Raw genomic sequence first — 13,908 nt, 5'->3', positions numbered from 1 at the left:
AACAACAGTTGAAGGGGATGTCATGACGAAGTCATCACACCGGGGCCACCTGTCCGCTGCCGGTTTTACTCTTGCTGCCGCCCTGCTCTCGTCCGTTTCTCTTGCAGGCGCCGCAGAACTGCGCTGGTCCTCACCGACCGATCCCCAGACCATGGACCCGCATGCGGTCAATTCCGCCCCGGTCCTGGGATTTTTGAACAATGTCTATGAAGGCCTCGTGCGCCGCGACAAGGACATGCAGATCGAAGGCTCTCTTGCAGAAAGCTGGGAACCGCTGGGTGGCGACGGCTGGCGCTTCAAGCTGCGCGAGGGCGTCAAATTCCATGACGGATCGGATTTTACCGCCGAAGACGTCCTGTTCTCCTATGAGCGCGCGTCCTCTGAAGAGGCAGATACCAGCTCCTGGTTTGCCCCTGTCAAGGAAGTCAAGATCGTCGACGACTACACTGTCGATTTCCTGACCCACGCTCCCAATCCCATTTTTCCCGACTCCATCGCCAATTTCATGATCATGGACAAGGGCTGGGCCGAAGCGAACAGTGCTGTCCGTCCGGCCAAGGAAACGGAAACTCACGCAACACTGAACGCCAACGGCACGGGTCCGTTCAAGCTTGCCTCTCGCGAGCCCGGCGTCCAGACGGTCTTGGAGCCTTTCGACGGCTGGTGGGATGAGAAAGAACACAATCTGACCAAAGCCACGTTCCTGCCGATCGCCAATCCGGCAACGGCAGTCTCCGGCTTGCTGAGTGGCCAGGTTGATCTGATCAATCCGGTCCCGGTCCAGGACGTGAACCGCATCGAAGGACAGGACGGCCTGACCCTGCACCAGGGCATCGAAGCCCGGGTAATCATGCTCGGCTTCGGCCATAATCAGGATGCGTTGAAATACTCTTCGGAGACGACCGACAAGAACCCGTTCCAGGACTTGAAGGTCCGCCAGGCCGTTCAAAAGGCAATCAACGCGGAAGCCCTGGTCGACAAGATCATGCGTGGCAACGCCGAGGTGGCAAGCCAGCTGGTCAGCCCGCAAATGAAGGGCTACAGCGAAGCCGCAAGCGACCGGACCGGTTATGATCTGGAAGGAGCAAAGGCTCTTCTGGCTGAAGCCGGCTACGCGGACGGCTTTTCCTTCGGTCTGATGTGCCCGAACGATCGCTACATCAACGACGAAGCGCTCTGCAAAGCCATGGCTGCAATGCTGACCCAGGCTGGCATGAAAGCGGATCTTACCGCCATGCCTGTCCGCAACTACTGGCCGGAACTGCGGGCCGGCAACTTCGACATGTATCTGCTGGGCTGGTCACCGGGCACCTTCGACGCGGAACACCCGGTCCGTTTCCTGGTCACAACCAAGAACGACGAAAAGAAGCTCGGCAGCTGGAACTTCGGCGGCTACTCAAACGCGCGCGTCGATGAGCTTCTGCCGCTCATCCAGAAGGAAATCGATCCAACCAGACGCCAGGAGATGATTGACGAAGTCGCAACCATCATTCGAGACGACGTGGTTTACGTCCCGCTCCACATCCAGCCACTGCTTTGGGGCTCCAAGTCGAATATCGACCTGACTCAACGGGCGGACAATTTCCTGATGCTGCGCTGGATCAACGTGAACTGATCCTGACACGCAAGCTGAAACCGATGAGGGTCGGCGCGGCCAGCGCTGGCCCTTGTTTTATGAGTATAGTTTTCATTTATTCTCTACAACACAAGTAAAGAGACGAATTTCGAGAATTCTTTTCAAAAATTCCAAATCCAACTTCATTCTCATTTAATAAGAAAACCGAATTATTTCCAATTTTTAATGAAATATATTTTAATTGAACAAGAATTACTCCTCACCAAATCTGTAATCGTCGATCCATTAAAATAGATATCGGATCAAGCTACAGACTTCTGGAGAGGAAACAGCATGAATACTCACACAAGGTTCACTAATACCAACTTCACCAGTCTTGATGAACTGCTGCAGCAGCAACTCGATGCTTTGACATCCGAAGTTAGTCAGCAGAATCCAGCCCGCCCGCCAGGAGTGCTGGAAATAGAGCCAGTAACCGATGCCACGACAGGCACCATGGCCGACAGTTCGAATCCCGTCGACCTGCCATTCATGAACCTTGACCCGTATGTGCTCGACGGTAAGGACAACCTTCCAAGTGGCGAACTTCAGGAAGGACCGCAGGGCAATATTGTCTCGGAAATCCAATCTTCGAACGGAGCGGGTGAGCAGCAACTGGGCTTTGGCCTGGAAATGGAGAACTACACGTTCCGTACAGACGATGGGACCCTTGATGTCATGGGGTTCACCGAAGAGCGCATGACTGAAATCAAGACCATGAACTACAACGGGCAACCGACCCCCGTGGAGTATCAGAGCGGTCTTGCATATCACTTCGAAGGCAATTTCTACGACAATCAGCTGAGACAGCTCTATGTCGAGATGGATACCGAGGTCGCCACGACGATTCAAACCGAATTGTTTGACACGAATGGCAATCCGATCCTGACCGCCTACGGATACGAGCAGATGCTCAACGTTGAAGGACAGGCATTCGACTACGGAATTGAAGAATTCGTCATGGAATTCGAGCTGATGGTCGAACTCGAGAGGCTCGAAAGCGGAATTTACGAGATGACGCTATCCGTCGTCTTTGAAGGTGAAATCGTCTACTTGAACGGAGCGGAACGGGAGTATCTCTTCGAAGACGAGATCACTGCCTGGTTCTCCGACCTCAGCGAGGTAAGTGTCGACAAGTTTCCGCAAGGTCTGTTTGACGAGATTGCCCGTTTTGCCAACGGCATGGGCGAAGCCTGGGATGCGTTCGGAGACCTCAATGACCATCTTGAAGCTATTCTGCTGCAACTCCAGGAAGACGGCCACTATCAGGCTTGGGATGATGCAGGCCAGGGTCTGGACAATCCGTTCGACTTCGATTTGCCCAGTATCGACCCGTTCTCCTGATCAAAGCAACCAACCTGCTACGGTTGATCAAAATTTCTAAAACCAGCAACTCCTCCTTCGTTCATTGGAACGGAGGGGGATCAACTGCCCGTCATGCGTGGCTGTAACGATGTATCGCTTCGTAACCAAATGCCGGAGCTGCGGGCGGCAATTTCAACATGTACCTGCCCGACTGCTCCCCCGATACTTTCGATACCGAACTTGCTGTCCGCTTTCCGGTCACATTCAAGTATGACGATAGGAAACTCGGCGGCAGGCATTTCAAAGGTTACTCAAACACGCAGGTTGAGAAGCTCTTGCAGCTAATCGGAAGGAAATCGACCCCGCCAAATGCCAGGAGATGCTGGATGGGGTTGCCGGCATCAGCCGTAACGATGTCGTCTATGTCCCCCTGCACATCCAGCCGTTGCTGTGGAGCCCCAGGTCCGACATCGATCTTACCCAAAGGGTGGACAATTTCCTGATGCTACGCTGGATCAAAGTCAACTGACGTTTCAGGCAAGAGCTCATTCAGAGGCTGGCGTTCCTGACGCCGGCCTTTTGCCCCCTGCCCTCCCCGATCTAGCTGCGAAACGTGATCTCAGATCGACCAGGCCTGAGAGCGCTGGATCAGGAGAACCGGGCCATAGCTACGCTCTCTGAATGGTTTTGATCAGCTGTCACGTAACAAAACACTGTACCTCTGCGGACGCTTGTCCGGGGCGAAAAGCAGCATTCGACACCCAAACCAGCGCCAGTCCTTATCCTGACCGTCATCTTCAGCTTATTCTTTAGAGAATAAGTAAAGGCAGGAATTCATCTAAATCATTTCGAATATTCCAAATTTCCCGGATCAATCAATTAATGCGAAAACCGAATTATTTCAGAAATGTAATGAAAAATATTTTAATTGAACAAGAATTACTCTTCACCAAATCTGTAATCGTTGATCTAGAAAAATATATCAAGGATCAACCAATAGACTTCTGGAGAGGAAACATTATGAATACTCACACAAGGTTCACTAATACGAGCTTTACCAGCTTGGATGATCTGCTGGAGCTTCAACTCGATACTTTGGCAGCAAAAGCAGATCAGCCGAAACCTCCTGGACCGCCGGGTGAGCTGGATATTGTGCCCGCGACCGATGTTGCAACTGGCATCATGGCTGGAGACGCAAATCCCGTCGAACTGCCATTCATGAAGCTGGACCCCTATGTGCTCGACGGCAAGGACAACCTTCCAAGTGGCGAACTTCAGGAAGGACCGCAGGGCAATATTGTCTCGGAGATCCAATCTTCGAACGGAGCGGGTGAGCAGCAACTGGGCTTTGGCCTGGATATGGAGAACTACACGTTCCGCACGGACGACGGGACCCTTGATGTTCTTGCGCTCAGTGAACAGCGCATGACTGAAATCAAGACCATGAATTACAACGGGCAACTGACCCCGGTGGAGTATCAGAGCGGTCTTGCCTATCACTTCGAAGGCAGTCTCTATGATACGCAGTTCAGACAGCTCTATGTCGCGATGGATGCCGAGGTCGCCACGACGATCCAAACCGAATTGTTCGACTCGAATGGCAATCCGGTCCTGACCGCCTACGGATACGAGCAGATGCTCAACGTTGAGGGACAGGCTTTCGACTACGGAATTGAAGAATTCGTCATGGGCTTCGAGATGATGGTCAATCTCGAGAGGCTTGACAGCGGAATTTACCAGATGACGCTATCCGTCGTCTTTGAAGGTGAAATCGTCTACTTGAATGGAGCTGGACGGGACTATCTCTTCGAAGACGAGATCACTGCCTGGTTCTCAGACCTCAGCGAGGTAAATGTTGACCAGTTTCCGCAGGGCCTGTTTGACGAAATTGCCCGTTTTGCCAACGGCATGGGCGAAGCCTGGGATGCGTTCGGAGACCTCAATGACCATCTTGAAGCTATTCTGTTGCAGCTTCACGAGGACGGCCACTATCAGGCTTGGGATGATGCAGGACAGGGTTTGGACAATCCGTTCGACTTTGACCTGCCCAGTATCGACCCGTTCTCCTGATCGCGGCAACCAGCTTGCCGCAAGTAACCAAGATCACTGAAACCAGGCATTGCCCCTCCGCTCACACGAGCGGGGGGTTCAGCTTATCGTGTCTTGATTTTGAGGGGGCATTCAGTTCAATTGAAAGATGTTGCAAATCAGACTTTTGAGTTGCCGATCAAGTGGCAACCGCAAAACAATCACTGGAGTTCGCCATGCCACTTTCCATCCGTAGCGCTGTTCAAGCTGCTCGCAGGCTCAAGCCTGGACTACGGATCGTTCCAGCAATAGCGGCAACTTTCGCTCTAGCGGCTTGTCAGTCTCAGTTCCAGCAACCTTCTGACCTTCTTTTTGCTCCCACCTTCAGCAAAACGCGCCAGAACATTCCCTATACCTACAATACCCCTTATGACTGCCGGACCTTCACCGGATCTGGCTACAAAGGGATTGCAGGCGGCGTCGTTTATGATTTCGACAAGAGATACGTGATCTCCCAGGCTGGATGCTTCCAGTCGCAACAGGAATGCCAAGCGTGGCTGTCGGTCATGCGCAGCTACATTGACGTACCACGCTTTATCGGCTGCCAAACCTACGTGGCCTAAGGAAAGCTCAGACCGGCAGCGATCCCTGCAGGATCGGATAGCCCGCAACATAAGCCTCGACATAGTCGCGCAGGCACTTCGCCCGCGCGCTCAATAAACGGCCCGTCGGCCAAACCATATAGGCTTCCCGGCTTGGCCCCTGCCATTGCGGCATGACCAGCTGCAGATTTCCGTTTTCCAGGTCTTCAGACGTTTCACTGACCGGTAAAAGGGATATTCCCAGTCCGTCTGCAGTCAGTTGCCGGGCAAGGCCGATATCGTCCACCGCAATATCTGCGCTAAGGTGCAGCGTTTCGGTGGCACCCGTTTCCGAGTTTTCCAGCAGCCAGTTAGGCAGCACCGATACGCCAATCAGCCTATGGTCCCTCAAATCTTCCGGTTTCAACGGACTGCCGGCACTCTCAAGATAGTCCGGTGAGGCAACCAACATTGTTGCGACAGAGCCAATGCGTTTTTGAAACAGATGCAGATCCGTCTGCTGGCCGATCCGCAGGGCAAGATCAATTCTGTTCTCCAACAGATCCTTGTTTTGATTGCTCAGCTGCAGTGACAACTGGATTTCTGGATAGTCCTTGAGAAAAGCCGACCACATCGGCTGCAGCAGCCCGACCGATATGTTGGTTGGTGCAGCAACCCGCAGGCGTCCTCGCATTTCATGCAGGTCGGCGCTCAATCCGCGCCTTGCCATCTCGGCCTGCTCCATGAGATCAGCAAATGCTTCGTAATAGGCCTCCCCTTCCGAAGTCAGGGAAAACTTGCGCGCAGATCGGTGGATCAGCTGAGCACCAATCTCTTCTTCCAGCTTGCGCAATCGCCGCGTGACCGTCGCTGCGGGAAGTTGCAACTTGCGTGCTGCCGCCGAAAGAGACCGGTTTTGAGCAATACAGATAAACAGGGCCAGATCGTCAAACATGATTCCATTTTCGAAATTTAAGTATCCGACATTAGATATAGATTCTATTTTCTGGAATAAATAGACCTTCCGTGCAACATCAACCACGGACGGATCTTCCAATGCCCAATCATTACATCAGTGCCTGCATCGAACTTCAGGACGGCGCGGATCTTCAAAAAGCAGAAAAGGGATTGCGGCTGCTTGCAGAGCAAACACAGGGCGAACCCGGCTGCCTGCTTTTTGAGATCCGGCAGAATTTGAAGGAACCGAGCAAATTCACCCTGTGGGAATGCTGGACGGACCGGCAGGCCTTGAGCGATCACTTCGAGATGGAGCACACAAAGACCTATCTCGCGCAAAACCTGACCCGCGTGAATTACATAGAGGAACTCGGAGAGATCGGCATGTCTGCCGATGAGCAGGCAGCGTGAGCGCCGGATGAAACACCGGTTGATCGCCACTTTCCTGATGTCGCTCGGCTTATCTTTCTTCATGTCCTGCTGGGTGACATTCATCAACCTTGGATGGAGCGAAACCTTCCTGCAGCAATGGATGGCCGCCTTTCGTCTCGCCTGGCCGGCTGCGGCAGTCATTGCCTTCTTCCTGGGTCCGGCCGTGCAAAGAACAGCCACATTGATTTCACGGCGCTTGCCTTAAACTTCACCGGAGCAGACATGACCTTAACTCGTCAGAACTTTGAGCAACTCGGCCTGCCAGTCGGCCCCTACACCCATGCCGTCAGACATGACAACACGCTATACACTTCGGGCTTTACGGCCTTCGGGACAGACGCTCAGAACGGCACGGCATACGAGCAAACGCATGCCGTATTGGATCAGCTGGAGTTCATTGCCCGGCAATATGGAAAAGGCCTGACCGACCTTCTGAAAGTGACTGTGTTCGTCAGTGATCCTGCCGACATTCCAGGGATCCGCGAAGCCGCCCAATCACGCTACGGCGATGCGATTCCCGCCAGTTCCCTGGTATTGATCTCCGGTCTGTTCTCACCGGAGCTCCGTGTCGAGATCGAAGGGATATTTGCGCTCTGATCACCAGAGGGTAAAGAAGAATTGACACGAGCTACTAGAAACTAGGTAATTCTCTCAAAATACCCGGTAAGAAAAATAGGGTACAATTTTACTTCAAGCACTAAATAACAAGCTTACAATTGTGCTCGGACAATACGTCCTGTAATAAACAGAACTCAACCACCTGACGTACAGGTGGTTTTGTTTTGTCTCGCTCAGGTCTGGTTGAGGCCTCAGTCTTCGGTGAGCATCTTGCGAAAGAACAACGTCTCTTCAACCGGTGTCTCGTAGTAAGCGTCAATCTCTTCGAACCCCGCTGCCGTATAGAGTTTGATGGCCCCGGTCATCGTCGGAAGAGTGTCCAGCACCATCGACGAATACCCGGCAAGAATGGCCGTATCGACAATATGGTCAACCAGCGCACCTCCAACACCCAGCCCCCGCCCTTCGGGCAACACGTAGAGCCGTTTCATTTCGCATGTGCCGCGCTCATCAAACCGGCGCAATCCGACACAGCCGAGAACATTTCCATTGCCATCCTTCGCAAGGAACAGAGCTCCCTCCGGAGGTGAGTACTTGCCCGGCATCGCGCGCAGTTCTTCTTCAAACCCCTGATAAGAAAGGTCGATGTCCAGCCAGTCGACATAAGCGCGGAACAGCGTTTTGACGATCTCAAGCTCATCGCTGGTTTCAACAGGAGCGATCACAAATCCGGTTTGAGAGGACATGAAAACCAAAAAGCCTGATGTTGAATACGGTTAGTTGCTGGGTGCGATCGCGGGAATTGCCTTCAGATAGGCTGCAATCGCGTCGCGGTCGCTTGCCGGAAGCCGTGCCATGTTCTCCTGAACATGAACCATTTCTCCGCCAACGGAATCGTAGTCCGGCGTAAAACCGCTTTCCAGGTAATAGGCGATATCCGCAGCACTCCAGCTGCCGAACCCGCCCTCAACCGGCGTGATATCGGGGATCCTTCCGTCGCCGGTTGGCGCAGGGGCACCTCCCAGCCATCTGGACAGAACGAGCCCACCTGCAATATCGCGTTCCGTATGGCACTCGCCGCAATGTCCCGGACCCTCTACAAGGTAACGACCACGATCCCAAATCGCCTGATCGACTTCGCCGTCGGAAACAGGAGACGCAATTACCGGAGCCGGATCGAGGAACAGACGTTTCCAGAGACCGAGGCCCCGGCGCATGTTGAATGGAAATCCGAGTTCATGATCGGCGGCTTTGCCCTCAACCTTCGGCAAGCTCTTCATGAATGCATAGAGGTCGCCCAAATCACCTTCTGTCATCCGGGCATAAGAGGTGTACGGAAATGCCGGATAGTAGTTTTCACCGCTTGGAGATGTGCCGTGGGTCATGGCATTTGCGAAATCGACAAGCGACCAGCTGCCGATGCCATCTGTCTCGCTTGACGAGATATTCGGCGCTACAAACACACCGAAAGGTGTTTCAAGCCTGAGACCGCCACCGAGCTTAAGCAGATCCTCCCTTTTTGCGCCCTTCGCCGCATGACAGGAGGCACAGCCACCGGCCCAGAACACAAGCTCGCCCTTTTCGGCATCGCCCTCTTTCAGGGTGGCAGCTTCCTGGGCACTGATTTGTGTTGGAGCGGATAGCCCCCATGCCGTGCCGGCTGCCACAACAGCAAGCACAAAAAGGACAATCAATGCCTTTTTCATGGGGGCCTCTCCAGAATGTAGCGTCACAGATGTTCGGTGTAATACCGGTCAGTTCTTCTTACGGTAAGTCTCGTGGCACGATTTGCAAGTGCCAAAAACAGGCCCCATGGCTGCCTTGAAGGCATCGACATCCGCCGGGCCATCTTTTCCGGAGGCAGCGGTTGCCTTTTCGGTCGCAGCCGAGAACTTCGCAAGTTCAGCGGCAAAGCCGTCCGGGTCCTCCCAGATCTTGGCCGTCGCATCCGTTTCGCCCTGATCCGATCCGGCCGGGAAGTAATCACCATAGGCAATCGAGGCTGCACGCATCGTTGCGATCACCGACTTGCCCGCAACCGGGTTGTAGTCGATTTCCCCCTTCATCATTCCGCCGCCAAGACCTGCCGCCGCACCAACGGAGGACATGATGGCCTGCCGCGTTGCGACCGGGTCTTCAGCGGCCTGCGCCGCAACTCCAGCCAGACCCAACCCTGTAATCAGAGCAGTAGACACAACTCTCCCGAGAATTCGCATGACCCTCTCCCTCTCGATTCACGCATCAGACGGCGCGCTAGGCACCAGAAAGAGTACAGCCCAGAATTGGCAGGATAATAAAATCACGCTCCCGTGATCGACGATCGACGCCGCCGGAATCAATTGTTGCGGCGAGATCCCGGACATAAAAAACCCCGGCCCTTCCGGACCGGGGTTTTCATCATAAGACTATGAAATGTCTTATTTTACTGCAGCTTCGTAAAGCTCAAGCACATAGTCCCAATTGACCATGTTGTCGACAAAAGCTTCCAGATACTTCGGACGCGCATTGCGGTAGTCGATGTAGTAGGAGTGTTCCCAGACATCACACCCGAGGACCGGTGTTGCACCATGAACGAGCGGATTCTCGCCGTTCGGTGTCTTCATGATTTCCAGTTTGCCGTCCTTGACGGCAAGCCATGCCCAGCCGGAGCCGAACTGGCCGATACCTGCAGCAATGAAGTCCGCACGGAACTTGTCGAAACCACCGAGGTCACTGTCGATGGCAGAAGCGATTGCGCCCGGCAGGGAGGTGCCGCCGCCATCCTTCTTCATCCACTTCCAGAAATGGATGTGGTTGTAGTGCTGACCGGCATTGTTGAAGAGCGGTGCGTTCTTGCCGTAGCTCTCCTTTACGATCTCTTCCAGGGACTTGCCTTCAAGGCCACTGCCTGCAAGCAGTTCGTTGCCCTTGGTGACATAGGCCTGGTGGTGCTTGTCATGGTGAAACTCAAGTGTTTCAGCAGACATGTAAGGGGCCAGCGCATCATATGCATACGGCAGGTCAGGCAATTCGAAAGACATGACAAACTCCTCAAAAAGGTCATTGACCGGCGGTCTGGACCAAAGGCCCGAAGGGCCGTGTCGAGCGGCAAAATAGGATTGCCGGGCCCGGACGGCAAGCACCGAAACCCAAAATAAAGAAATTTTTTCTTATTTTTTTAAATCTCCTCCGGCCTGAAAGCGCTCCGGATCAACTTTCCTTCGAAGCAATCTGGCACCTGACCATCCCTCGCATAGATGAAAAGCGCGGCTCTCAGAATGGCACTGAGCGTGGTTACAAACAGAGCGCTGACCAACATGATTGCAGCCCCGGAGGCCAGAAGACCACCGCCCAGCGCCGGGTTGTCATCAAACTCGGACACTCCCCAAAACAGCAAAGGAAGCGCCAGCAAGGAGGCACCCAGATTCAGGATACCCAGTCCGACATAGCCAACCAACGCCTCGCCCCAGGTCTTCCGGATTGCCACGACCGAACGTTTGACCGCTGCGACCGGCCCTGTCCCGTCAACCACCAGGATCGGCACGACAAAGTAAGTGGCAACCGCCCAACCTGCGCCGAGCAGATCGACAAACACCTTCCCAACACCCCGCATCCGACTTTCCAGGATCTGCAGAAGCCAGCCGACTGTGGCCGTCACGAACGCCCAGACCAGAATTTGAGGTAATCTGCGCAATGCGGAGCGAAGACCATCCTTGATTGTTGGATTGCCTCCGCCGAACCGGATCAATGCGCAGCTCAGCAGACCGGCATTGAAGAAGATCATGATGAAATAACTGACGAAAAAGAGCACGAAGACCAGCGCCCAAAGAACCGGAGACTGATCGGATTGTGTCTGTTCCAGCATGGCCTGAAACAAGCCCTGCAACGTGGGCGACGAGTAGACCACCCATGCGCCACTGGCAAAAATTCCGGCTAAAGCGGCTCCGCTCATGATTGGAAACAGCAGCATTTCCTTGTCGAGCATCAACACCTTCCAGCTAGCGGCGGCGTAAGTGAAAGCCCTTTCGATCTTCTCAAACACAATCAGCCTCCTGAGCATGGCATCCCGAGCCCTGACCTCAAGGACAGAGAGCTAGAGAAGCAAACGAGATGCAGCCGGAATTGTAGAATTCGGAAAAATCGCAGAACCACGCATCTTGGATTGGCTAAATGACACATGACTTCAAGCAAAACATCAGAAAAGATGCTCGACTTTACCTACCGCAACATAGTTACCCTGAACAACACTCACAAGAAGACAACTTTGAAAATGAATAATATTTCACCCACCCCCCTCCTCGGCGAGTTCACCCTGCATAAGCATTTCCCAACCCGCGGTCGTTCAACATATCGGTGGTCCGAACCAAGCACGGTTCTGTCTTTGAGAGAGCCCTGTGATGAACGCTAGTCGGTACATTCGGCACGTGACTGAATCAATCAGCGAACATACCTCCATAAACCACTGATTCTAAAACCTCTCCTCCCCCTCGGCACCATGCAAATGCACGACCGTTATGTCGTGCTCCGAGCATTAAACTCAACCAAACAGTTGACTATTTATCACCGTACTGATAATTCATCCAATTGGTTGAATGACAATTCCATTCAGGCTTCGTGTCGGATAGCAAGCGCACCGGAGCCCTGGTGGATTGAAGGGAGGCAAGACATGGAATTTGCAAACGTGAACTGGATTGCAGTTGTAGCTGGAACAGTTGTGGCTTTTCTATTCGGGTGGCTCGTCTATTCCCCGATGCTCTTTGCCAAGGCATGGGCTGAAGGATCAGGCGTCGAACTTACCGCCGACAGCCGTCCACCCATGGGCGCAATGCTACTGCAGATCGCCGGCCTGTTCTTTCTGGCAACGGTGATCGGCGTGACGGCAACCATCAATGCCCTGTTCGCGGCTATTCTTGCCATTTTGGCCGCTGCCAGTCTGACGATTTCCAATGGCGCCTTCTGCGGCAAGTCCAGGGCCGCTCTGACAATCGATGCCGGTTACATAATCGGCGCGGGCATTCTGATGATCGCGGCACAAGGCATCCTCTAGAAATCCCGTCCCATGAGATTGCCCGCCGGGACAGTCTCCCGGCGGGTTTGTTCATTTGGCCTTTGCCAGGACGAGAGGAGCCGTGCAAAATGCCCGTCTCGATTGGCTCAACATCTCGTCGGCTTTACCGGTGACAATCCTGCCAATGCGTGGCAGGGTTGAAACAACCGGCCACCCTCCCCGTTCTGGTGTTTTTCCAGCCAGCATTCTCGCTCCGAAAGAGGTTCGCATGCCAACACAGGACCGTGCCCCGATCGCACTTGCCCTAGGCGGACTTTTTTCGCTGGCGGCCGCCATGGGCATCGGGCGGTTCGTCTACACTCCGATCCTCCCCTTTATGACCGAGGGGCTGAAGCTGCCCGCCGATGATGCAGGCCTGATCGCATCCGCCAACTTTCTCGGCTACCTCGTCGGCGCGCTTGCCGGGGCTGCAAGATCTCTTCCGGGCAATCCCCGTCACTGGTTCCTGGCAGGTCTGCTGGTCAGCGCCGTCACAAGCGCAGCGATGGCAGCCACCTCCACGCTTTCTTTGTTTCTGCTCATTCGTTTTGTCAGCGGGATCGCCAGCGCCTTTGTACTCGTGTTTTCAACAACTTTGGTGCTGGAGCGACTGAATGCTGCAGGGCGCGGAAACCTGTCAGCAGTCCATTTCGGCGGTGTTGGTTGCGGCATAGCCTTTTCGGCGCTTCTGATCAGCGGCACGGCGTTTTATTCAACAAGCTGGCAAACTCTCTGGATCGTCAGCGCCATCGCAACATTCATCTTCATGGCATTTGCCGCCTGGCTCGTTCCGCCGCTGACCAAGGCGGCCGCCGCTGCTGAGAACGACTCGCGGCACGACAGCGAGCCGCCGAAGCTGATCAACGGCAGCCTGATACGCCTGATCCTTGCATATGGCCTGTTCGGCTTCGGCTACGTCATCACCGCAACATTCGTATCGGCAATCGCGAGATCCATCCCGGCCCTTCAGCCGACGGAACAATATGTCTGGCTGGCGGTCGGACTGTGCGCCGCGCCCTCTATCTACATCTGGAACAAGGTTGCGAGCGCTGCCGGGGCGCGCAAGGCCTTTGCCATTGCCTGTGTCCTGGAAGCCGGCGGTGTCGCCCTGACGGTGCTCAGCACCGAACCCATGGTGTTTTTGCTGGGATCCGCGTTGCTCGGCCTGACATTCATGGGCATTACCGCCCTTGGTTTGATCGAGGCGCGCCGTCTTGCGGATGCGGGTGGGCCAGCGTCAGTACGCCAGATGTTGGCGGTCATGACCGCCAGCTTCGGCCTTGGACAGGTCATCGGGCCCTGGTTTGCGGGTAACCTGCATGCAGTGACAGGGTCCTTCGAAGCCCCGTCACTGGCCGCAGCCGCAGCACTACTCGTCGCTGCGGCTCTGGTTGTGCGATAAATTC

Annotated in this window: 16 protein-coding genes; 10 read left to right on the top strand and 6 right to left on the bottom strand. The window is 54.4% G+C overall.

Annotated elements, in window-relative coordinates:
* Window positions 1-22 precede the first annotated feature (22 nt).
* From ABLQ08_RS19765 to ABLQ08_RS19745, 5 genes are all read left to right on the top strand, one after another.
* Complete coding sequence (locus tag ABLQ08_RS19765; RefSeq protein ID WP_352945431.1) at window positions 23-1,615, top strand: ABC transporter substrate-binding protein; 1,593 nt, start codon at window positions 23-25, stop codon at window positions 1,613-1,615.
* Window positions 1,616-1,909: 294 nt separating this feature from the next.
* Window positions 1,910-2,959, top strand: coding sequence for a hypothetical protein (locus ABLQ08_RS19760; protein ID WP_352945428.1), 1,050 nt, complete (start codon window positions 1,910-1,912; stop codon window positions 2,957-2,959).
* 340 nt (window positions 2,960-3,299) lie between these two features.
* Window positions 3,300-3,449 (top strand): hypothetical protein, encoded by a 150-nt coding sequence (locus ABLQ08_RS19755; protein ID WP_352945426.1) that lies wholly within the window; start codon window positions 3,300-3,302, stop codon window positions 3,447-3,449.
* A 491-nt stretch (window positions 3,450-3,940) separates the two neighbouring features.
* On the top strand, window positions 3,941-4,990 hold the full coding sequence (locus tag ABLQ08_RS19750) for a hypothetical protein (protein ID WP_352945424.1): 1,050 nt from the start codon (window positions 3,941-3,943) through the stop codon (window positions 4,988-4,990).
* A gap of 194 nt (window positions 4,991-5,184) precedes the next feature.
* The gene (locus tag ABLQ08_RS19745) at window positions 5,185-5,571 is read left to right on the top strand and encodes a hypothetical protein (RefSeq protein WP_352945422.1); all 387 of its coding nucleotides are present in this window, start codon (window positions 5,185-5,187) and stop codon (window positions 5,569-5,571) included.
* A gap of 7 nt (window positions 5,572-5,578) precedes the next feature.
* Here the strand turns inward: ABLQ08_RS19745 and ABLQ08_RS19740 are convergent, their stop codons facing one another.
* The gene (locus ABLQ08_RS19740; RefSeq protein WP_352945420.1) at window positions 5,579-6,484 is read right to left on the bottom strand and encodes a LysR family transcriptional regulator; all 906 of its coding nucleotides are present in this window, start codon (window positions 6,482-6,484) and stop codon (window positions 5,579-5,581) included.
* Between the two features lie 101 nt (window positions 6,485-6,585).
* On the opposite strand from ABLQ08_RS19740, the gene ABLQ08_RS19735 reads away from it, so the two are divergent.
* Genes ABLQ08_RS19735 through ABLQ08_RS19725 form a run of 3 tightly spaced genes read left to right on the top strand, consistent with a single transcriptional unit; the run spans window position 6,586 to window position 7,515 of the window.
* On the top strand, window positions 6,586-6,897 hold the full coding sequence (locus ABLQ08_RS19735; RefSeq protein WP_352945418.1) for a putative quinol monooxygenase: 312 nt from the start codon (window positions 6,586-6,588) through the stop codon (window positions 6,895-6,897).
* Window positions 6,881-7,123 (top strand): DUF2798 domain-containing protein, encoded by a 243-nt coding sequence (locus ABLQ08_RS19730; protein WP_352945416.1) that lies wholly within the window; start codon window positions 6,881-6,883, stop codon window positions 7,121-7,123. Before ABLQ08_RS19735 ends, ABLQ08_RS19730 begins: the two co-directional genes overlap by 17 nt.
* Before the next feature lie 17 nt (window positions 7,124-7,140).
* The gene (locus tag ABLQ08_RS19725) at window positions 7,141-7,515 is read left to right on the top strand and encodes a RidA family protein (RefSeq protein ID WP_352945414.1); all 375 of its coding nucleotides are present in this window, start codon (window positions 7,141-7,143) and stop codon (window positions 7,513-7,515) included.
* A gap of 212 nt (window positions 7,516-7,727) precedes the next feature.
* Here the strand turns inward: ABLQ08_RS19725 and ABLQ08_RS19720 are convergent, their stop codons facing one another.
* The 5 genes from ABLQ08_RS19720 to ABLQ08_RS19700 form a co-directional block, all read right to left on the bottom strand.
* The gene (locus tag ABLQ08_RS19720) at window positions 7,728-8,222 is read right to left on the bottom strand and encodes a GNAT family N-acetyltransferase (RefSeq protein WP_352945412.1); all 495 of its coding nucleotides are present in this window, start codon (window positions 8,220-8,222) and stop codon (window positions 7,728-7,730) included.
* 30 nt (window positions 8,223-8,252) lie between these two features.
* Window positions 8,253-9,182 (bottom strand): cytochrome c, encoded by a 930-nt coding sequence (locus ABLQ08_RS19715; protein ID WP_352945411.1) that lies wholly within the window; start codon window positions 9,180-9,182, stop codon window positions 8,253-8,255.
* 48 nt (window positions 9,183-9,230) lie between these two features.
* On the bottom strand, window positions 9,231-9,692 hold the full coding sequence (locus ABLQ08_RS19710) for a c-type cytochrome (protein ID WP_352945409.1): 462 nt from the start codon (window positions 9,690-9,692) through the stop codon (window positions 9,231-9,233).
* Window positions 9,693-9,893: 201 nt separating this feature from the next.
* Window positions 9,894-10,496 carry a superoxide dismutase gene (locus ABLQ08_RS19705; RefSeq protein WP_352945407.1) on the bottom strand — a complete coding sequence of 201 codons (603 nt, stop codon included), beginning with the start codon at window positions 10,494-10,496 and terminating at the stop codon, window positions 9,894-9,896.
* Between the two features lie 137 nt (window positions 10,497-10,633).
* On the bottom strand, window positions 10,634-11,497 hold the full coding sequence (locus tag ABLQ08_RS19700) for a DUF6159 family protein (RefSeq protein WP_352945405.1): 864 nt from the start codon (window positions 11,495-11,497) through the stop codon (window positions 10,634-10,636).
* A 624-nt stretch (window positions 11,498-12,121) separates the two neighbouring features.
* On the opposite strand from ABLQ08_RS19700, the gene ABLQ08_RS19695 reads away from it, so the two are divergent.
* Window positions 12,122-12,502, top strand: coding sequence for a DUF1761 domain-containing protein (locus tag ABLQ08_RS19695; protein ID WP_352945403.1), 381 nt, complete (start codon window positions 12,122-12,124; stop codon window positions 12,500-12,502).
* A 229-nt stretch (window positions 12,503-12,731) separates the two neighbouring features.
* Entirely contained in the window at window positions 12,732-13,904 is a 1,173-nt protein-coding gene (locus ABLQ08_RS19690) for a YbfB/YjiJ family MFS transporter (RefSeq protein ID WP_352945401.1), read from the top strand.
* Window positions 13,905-13,908 lie beyond the last annotated feature (4 nt).

The organism is Roseibium sp. SCP14 (genome assembly GCF_040329475.1).
GTDB lineage: Bacteria > Pseudomonadota > Alphaproteobacteria > Rhizobiales > Stappiaceae > Roseibium.
Note: the sequence above shows the minus strand (reverse complement) of the source record. Positions and strands in the feature narration are given on the sequence as shown.